The following is a 6,685-nucleotide window of genomic DNA, read 5'->3' as shown; positions in this document are numbered from 1 at the left end:
TCCCCGAGCGGCCCGGCCCCGGAGCCCGGCCGCGATCCCCGACCTCCTACCGACCACCCCCCGAGGGACAACCGCGCGGCACCGCCGCTCCGTGCCACCACTGGTGCCCGGACCGTCGCCGGTGTCGACGAAGTCGGACGCGGAGCGTGGGCAGGTCCCGTCACCGTCTGCGCGGCCGTGACCGGTCTGCGAAGACCTCCCGAGGGACTCACCGACTCCAAGCTGATCACGCCCCGGCGACGGGCCGAGCTGGCGCCCGTCCTGCGTGACTGGGTCACCGCCTACGGCCTCGGCCACGCCTCCCCCGAGGAGATCGACGAGCTCGGGATGACCGCCGCTCTGCGTCTCGCCGCTGTCCGCGCCCTGGACGAATTGCCGGTACGCCCCGACGCGGTGATCCTCGACGGCAAGCACGACTACCTCGGTAGCCCTTGGCGGGTACGCACCGTCATCAAGGGGGACCAGTCCTGCATCGCGGTCGCCGCCGCCTCGGTCATCGCCAAGGTGTACCGGGACACGATGATGGCGGAACTCGGCGCGGACACGGGAGAGTTCGAGGAGTTCGCCTTCGGGGCCAACGCGGGATACCCGTCACCGACGCACCGGGCCGCGTTGGAGGAGCTGGGGCCCACCCCCCACCACCGCCTGTCCTGGTCGTACCTCGACGCGCTGCCGCGGTGGCAGCACCTGAAGAAGGTCCGCTTCTCCGCCGAGGCGGCAGCACTCGAAAGCGGGGGCCAGCTCGGCTTCGATTTCTGATCGCGCTTGCGCACCCACCTGCCGACACCAGGCGTATCGGCATCCGACAGACAACCATCCATGCCTCTCACTCCCGAGGAGCCTCAGATTCACGAGAGCGCTCAGGGTCCCCGTACGGTTCCGGCCACAGGCCGCACCGCGTCGACCCCCCGTCCCGTTCCTGGGCCGCGTTCCGCGGCCACACCGCGTCCCGGACACCCGGGACCCGCACGGCCTGCGCCGCCGGCGCAGCGCCCCAACCCGGTCCCCGGCCCGCCGGCACGCGCGGAGAATCGTTCCGTGCCGCAGCTGCAGGTGATCCCGGCCCCCTCCGCCGGGGCGCTCGACGCCGCCGAAGAGGCCGTCGACCTGTTGCTCGACAACGGCCGCGCCCCCGGCGACGTCCTCGTGCTCACCACGGGCGAGCAGCACCCGTGGGCCACGCACGAGCTCTCCTTCGGCGAGGTCTCCTACTGGGCGCAGCACGAAGCCGGCGACGACGTGTTCTTCGCGGACCTGTCGGTGATCGGCCGTGCCGGCGGCCGGCCGGTCGTGGTCGTCGCCGTCAACGGCGAGCTGGCCGGTGACGCGGCCAAGCAGCTGTCCCTCGCGCGGGAGCGGGCCGGCACCCTGTTGATCGTGTGCGGTGACCCGCAGACGATCAACGCCGCTCTCGGCGCGACCGTCTGATCCGACCGGCAGCACGTCCGGCCCGGAACTCCGGCCCGGCCGTCCCCCGGGGCGGCCGGACCCCGGTCCGCCGGTTCAGCGAGCAGCCGTGCGCAGCATCGCCTCGGACGCTCCGCCCCCCGTACGGAGGGGGGCCGGGGCGGCGGCGAAGGTCTCCGCGAGCGACGCGGGTGTGGACAGCGAACTCGGCTGCCTGCCTCCCCTGCCCTCGCCCAGCACCTGCCATCCGCCGCGGGTCAGAGTGATGTACGCACCGCAGCGCAGCCCGTGCAGGGTGCAGGCGTCCCGCAGCCCCCACATCCACGCGCCGTCCTCCTCCGTCCAGCGCTCGTCTCCCTCGCGGCAGTAGAGCAGCACGGCGGTACGCGCCGGGGTGCGGCGGCGGAGATCGTGCGGAATGACCCGGCGGAGGTGGGACAGGAGCGCGTTGCGGAACTCCCAACCGTCCGCGACGGCGGAGCCGCGCCGGACGAAGGAGGCGCTGGCGTTCAGGCGTTCCTCATGATCGAGGACGGCCACGACGGCGGTAGCCGGAGTGGGACGGTGGCGGGCGTGCAACCCGCTGACCACCTCACGGGGGTTGCGCAGCAGGGGTATGCCCGCCGACGCCCACTCGGTGGGCTCCAGCATCCGGGCGAGCCGACTGGTGGAATCGGCCGGCATCGAGGACGCCGCCCACGGTGAGGTGTCTGCGGACGGTGCGAATCCGAAGGTCACGGTTCTCCCTTCGTTACGCGCCCACGATGCGGGCAGGATGACAGAGGGCACGCCCATACGGGCCGTGAAGTGACCGTGCGGGAGGCAACTCCAATTCTCCCTGGCGTATCGGCGGGCGGCAACGAGCAATTGGAACACCTGACGGATATCCACCGGAAAGACCCGGATATCCCTGCCCGTGATGGGCCTCCACGACGCCTCCCGCCCCCTCCGAACAGCCAGGCGCAGAAAGAACACCCCGGAACCGCGCCGGACACGAGAGTCTCCCGCACCGAGTGTCGTCACCCTGCGTGAGGTGGCCGTGCGGCCGGGCCATCGGGTTGCATGGGGGGCATGGACACCCTGGAACTCCGCAACGAAGCAGACGCCATTCTCGCCGAACTGGTCGGTGACCCGGGCGGCTCCGCGCGGCTGCGGGAGGACCAGTGGCAGGCGGTGTCGGCCCTGGTGGAGGACCGCCGCCGGGCCTTGGTGGTCCAGCGGACCGGCTGGGGGAAGTCGGCGGTGTACTTCGTCGCCACAGCCCTGCTGCGCCGCCGCGGCGCGGGCCCCACGGTGATCGTTTCGCCGCTGCTCGCCCTGATGCGCAATCAGGTCGACTCGGCGGCGCGGGCAGGCATCCAGGCGCGCACCATCAACTCGGCGAACCCGGAAGAGTGGGAGACCATCTACGGCGAGGTCGAGCGCGGGGAGACCGACGTCCTCCTCGTCAGTCCGGAGCGCCTCAACTCCGTCGACTTCCGTGATCAGGTGCTGCCACGACTCGCCGCCACGACCGGTCTCCTGGTGGTCGACGAGGCGCATTGCATCTCCGACTGGGGCCACGACTTCCGGCCGGACTACCGCCGCCTGCGGGCGATGCTCGCCGAGCTCGCCCCCGGGGTACCGGTCCTGGCCACCACCGCGACCGCCAACGCGCGCGTCACCGCGGACGTAGCCGACCAGCTCGGCACGGGCGCGGGTGAGGCGCTCGTGCTGCGCGGGCCGCTGGAACGGGAGAGTCTGCGCCTCGGAGTCGTACAACTGCCGGACGCCGCGCACCGCCTGGGCTGGCTCGCCGAGCACCTGGACGAGCTGCCCGGTTCCGGAATCATCTACGCACTCACCGTCGCCGCCGCCGAGGAGGCCACCGCCTTCCTGCGGCAGCGGGGCTTCGCGGTCGCCTCGTACACCGGGCGCACCGAGAACGCCGACCGGCTCCAGGCGGAGACCGACCTCCAGGAGAACCGGGTCAAGGCCCTGGTCGCGACCTCGGCCCTGGGCATGGGTTTCGACAAACCGGACCTGGGTTTCGTCGTCCACCTGGGCTCCCCCTCTTCTCCCATCGCCTACTACCAGCAGGTGGGACGCGCGGGCCGCGGTGTGGCCCACGCGGACGTGCTGCTGCTGCCGGGCAAGGAGGACGAAGCGATCTGGCGCTACTTCGCCGACACGGCCTTCCCGCCCGAAACCCAGGTGCGGCAGACTCTCGCGGCGCTGGAGGGCGCGGGGCGACCGCTGTCGGTGCCCGCCCTGGAGACGTCGGTCGAGCTCCGGCGCAGCAGGCTCGAGACGATGCTGAAGGTGCTGGACGTCGACGGTGCGGTGAAGCGGGTGAAGGGTGGCTGGACGGCCACCGGTGCCCCGTGGGAGTACGACGCCGAGCGCTACGCCTGGGTGGCGCGGCAGCGGGCGGCCGAGCAGCAGGCCATGCGCGACTACGTGAGCACGTCCGGATGCCGGATGGAGTTTCTGCGCCGACAGCTGGACGACGAGGGTGCGACCGCGTGCGGCCGCTGCGACAACTGCGCGGGAAACTGGGCCGACTCCTCCGTATCGGCGGAGACCCTCACGGGCGCGGCGAAGGAACTGGACCGGCCAGGGGTCGAGGTCGAGCCGCGCCGGATGTGGCCGACCGGTCTGGCCGCCCTGGGCATCGACCTGAAGGGGCGTATCCCGGCCAGGGAGCTGTGCTCCAGCGGGCGGGCGCTGGGCCGGCTTTCGGACATCGGCTGGGGCAACCGGCTGCGCCCGCTGCTGGCCGAGAACGCGCCGGACGTACCCGTCCCCGACGATGTTCTGCGCGCGGCGGTCGACGTTCTCGCCGACTGGGCGCGCTCCTCGGGGGGGTGGGCGGCGAACACCCCGGATGCCTCCGCGCGACCGGTGGGTGTCGTGGCGGTGCCGTCCCTCTCGCGCCCGCGGTTGGTCGGCTCCCTTGCCCAGGGAATCGCGACCGTCGGTCGTCTGCCCTTCCTGGGCACCCTGACCTACAGCGGACCGGAGGGGGAACACACCGTGCGGCGCAGCAACTCCGCTCAGCGCGTCCGAGCGCTGTCGGGCGCCTTCACCGTCTCCGACGAGCTGACGGCCGCACTGGCCGCGTCGCCCGGGCCCGTCCTGCTCGTGGACGACTCCACCGACTCCGGCTGGACCCTCGCGGTCGCCGCGCGACTGCTGCGCAAGGCAGGCGCCGAGCAGGTTCTTCCGCTGGTGCTGGCAACCTCGGGCTGAGCCTTCGCGGACTTCGTCACCGCGTAACGGGTCTCCGTACGGTTGGTCACGGCGCACCGGGTCTCCACGCAAGCGACTTCCGCCCGCCCGGCCGGGGTGGGTCATTTCCCCGGCGGTGCCGCCAGGGAGAAGACCACGGCGGCGAGAACGAAACCGACCGGGAGGGCCGCTGCGGACCATGGCTGCGGCACGGCCTTCTGGAAGCCGACCGTCGCCAGGGCCAGCAGGGCGAAGGCCGCGAGAACCAGGGGCCTGCGCCTCAGCGTCGTGGCCACACGGACCCTCCGGCTTCGAAAGCCGTTCTTCTCCGGTGTTTCCACAGTCCGTTACCCCTTCTCCCCGTCGGGCCGCCACGAATGCCGCCGTCGGCGGGTGGACGCTATCACCGGGTTGAAGGAGGGGCCGGAGGGCGGAGCGCCGGTACAGACGGCCGTCCCGACGGCGAGCAGGCGCGGAAAGCGGGTCGTGGTGTCGAGTGCCGAGAGCTTCGATGTGTTTCCGAGTGGTCATGTCCCCATGAGAAACCCTCCCTCTGACAACGCGCCAGTGACGCTGGGTGCCTGTGGATAAGAGTTATCCACAGGGGTCGCGGAAAATCGCGTCGTGCGGGACGGTCATCCCATGAACAAGCACCATGAATCCACCGGCCCGGCCGACACTCAGCAGGTCACTCTGCGTGGCCCCGCAGACCTCGCCGACGCACTTCCCTATCTGCTGGGATTCCATCCGACGGACAGCGTCGTCCTCGTGGCGCTGCACGGCGGCCGCGGGCGCTTCGGGGGGCGACTGCGCCATGGAATCCCGCAGTCGGAGGCGGAGTGGGGTTCGGTCGCGGTCCAGTTGGCGGACTGTCTGATCTCGGGAAGCGAGCGGCGAGGTGACCGACCCGACGCGATCGTTCTCTTCCTGTGCCAGGACCCGGGCCCGGGGGAGGCCGCCCATGAGGTCAAGGAGAGGATGAGGCCCTTCGCCCAACTCCTGCGCACCGCTTGCGGTTCGCTCGACGTCCCTGTGCTGGAAGCGCTCTGCATCTCCAACGGCAGGTATTGGTCCTACTGTTGCCCGGACGGCCGGTGCTGTCCGGAGGAGGGCAATCCACTCGCCCTGCCGGGCACCACGGTGATGGCCGCCGCCGCTGCCTATGCCGGGATCCAGGTGAAGGGTTCGCTCCGGGAGCTGGAGCAACGGCTCACGCCCTGGTCCGGTGCGCTCGCACCGGACCAGCTTCGCGCACTGGACGAGGTGGGTGCCGCGATGGTGGCCCGCATTCTCGACACCCATGGGCGCAGCCAGGTGGCCAAGGAGACCCTGAATCTGGCGAGGGGCCTGCTGGAGCGTGTCGGCAAGACGCCCGTGCCGTCGGCCGCGGGTGCCGCCGACTGCTGCGACGACGGCCTGATCAGCCATGACGAGGCCGCCGCCGTGATCCTGGGACTCCAGGACCGCGAGACCCGGGACCGCGCCGCCCGGTGGATGGAGGGTCCGGAGGCCCACGCGGCACTGCGTCTGTGGCGTGCCCTCGCCCGGCGCTGTGTGGGTCCGTACGTGGAACACGCCGCCGCCCCGCTGGCCCTGGCCGCCTGGGTCTCGTGGTCCACCGGCGACGAGCCCGGCGCGCGGGTGGCTCTCTCGCTCGCTCTCCGGGCGGACCCGGACTACGCGTTCGCCCAGCTTCTCCATCAGGCGTGCAACGAAGGCGTGGATCCGGAGAAGCTGCGGCGTTGCCTGCGGGAGGAGGAGGCCGCTCTGAAGTCCGCGGCCGGCGAAGGTGTCACTCTGCCGGAGGCGACCCGGCGCGGCGGGGCGGGCCGGGTGAGGTCCGGTGCGCAAACCGGGCCGTCCGGCACCACACGGAGCCGCAAGGCCGCCGGTCGCACCCGCCCCGTCACCCCGGCCAACCCGGGGGCGGCGCGGGCCCGGCGCCGGGAGCGACTGCCACGCGGACAGCAGGAGGACAGGGACGGAACCAGCGGCTGAGCGAGGACCCCGAGCCGCGTCGCCGAAGGGCCGCGTTTTCGTACGCCCGTCGTGGCGCGGCTCCCCTTCT

Annotated in this window: 6 protein-coding genes; 4 read left to right on the top strand and 2 right to left on the bottom strand. The window is 72.0% G+C overall.

Features of this window, described 5'->3' with window-relative positions:
- Both ACWD3D_RS04350 and ACWD3D_RS04345 read left to right on the top strand, forming a co-directional pair.
- A partial coding sequence (locus ACWD3D_RS04350) for a ribonuclease HII (RefSeq protein ID WP_451459404.1) occupies positions 1–759 on the top strand: 759 nt, incomplete at its 5' end.
- A gap of 60 nt (positions 760–819) precedes the next feature.
- Positions 820–1,428: a hypothetical protein gene (locus ACWD3D_RS04345; protein WP_451459403.1), complete on the top strand. Its 609-nt coding sequence runs from the start codon at positions 820–822 to the stop codon at positions 1,426–1,428.
- A 75-nt stretch (positions 1,429–1,503) separates the two neighbouring features.
- Here the strand turns inward: ACWD3D_RS04345 and ACWD3D_RS04340 are convergent, their stop codons facing one another.
- On the bottom strand, positions 1,504–2,145 hold the full coding sequence (locus ACWD3D_RS04340) for a hypothetical protein (protein ID WP_451459402.1): 642 nt from the start codon (positions 2,143–2,145) through the stop codon (positions 1,504–1,506).
- Positions 2,146–2,478: 333 nt separating this feature from the next.
- On the opposite strand from ACWD3D_RS04340, the gene ACWD3D_RS04335 reads away from it, so the two are divergent.
- Entirely contained in the window at positions 2,479–4,638 is a 2,160-nt protein-coding gene (locus ACWD3D_RS04335) for a RecQ family ATP-dependent DNA helicase (RefSeq protein ID WP_451459401.1), read from the top strand.
- A 101-nt stretch (positions 4,639–4,739) separates the two neighbouring features.
- On the opposite strand, the gene ACWD3D_RS04330 is transcribed toward ACWD3D_RS04335, so the two are convergent.
- Positions 4,740–4,913: a hypothetical protein gene (locus ACWD3D_RS04330; protein WP_451459400.1), complete on the bottom strand. Its 174-nt coding sequence runs from the start codon at positions 4,911–4,913 to the stop codon at positions 4,740–4,742.
- Between the two features lie 346 nt (positions 4,914–5,259).
- Between ACWD3D_RS04330 and ACWD3D_RS04325 the strand changes: the two genes are divergently transcribed.
- Positions 5,260–6,615: a DUF4192 domain-containing protein gene (locus tag ACWD3D_RS04325; protein ID WP_451459399.1), complete on the top strand. Its 1,356-nt coding sequence runs from the start codon at positions 5,260–5,262 to the stop codon at positions 6,613–6,615.
- The last annotated feature ends 70 nt before the right edge of the window (positions 6,616–6,685 follow it).

It is taken from the genome of Streptomyces sp. NPDC002690 (genome assembly GCF_053592415.1).
Note: the sequence above shows the minus strand (reverse complement) of the source record. Positions and strands in the feature narration are given on the sequence as shown.

What these genes read in the sequence shown, in the direction of transcription:
- ACWD3D_RS04345 (WP_451459403.1), top strand. Translation starts at nt 820, where the DNA reads ATGCCTCTCACTCCCGAGGAGCCTCAGATTCACGAGAGCGCTCAGGGT.
- ACWD3D_RS04335 (WP_451459401.1), top strand. Translation starts at nt 2,479, where the DNA reads ATGGACACCCTGGAACTCCGCAACGAAGCAGACGCCATTCTCGCCGAA.
- ACWD3D_RS04325 (WP_451459399.1), top strand. Translation starts at nt 5,260, where the DNA reads ATGAACAAGCACCATGAATCCACCGGCCCGGCCGACACTCAGCAGGTC.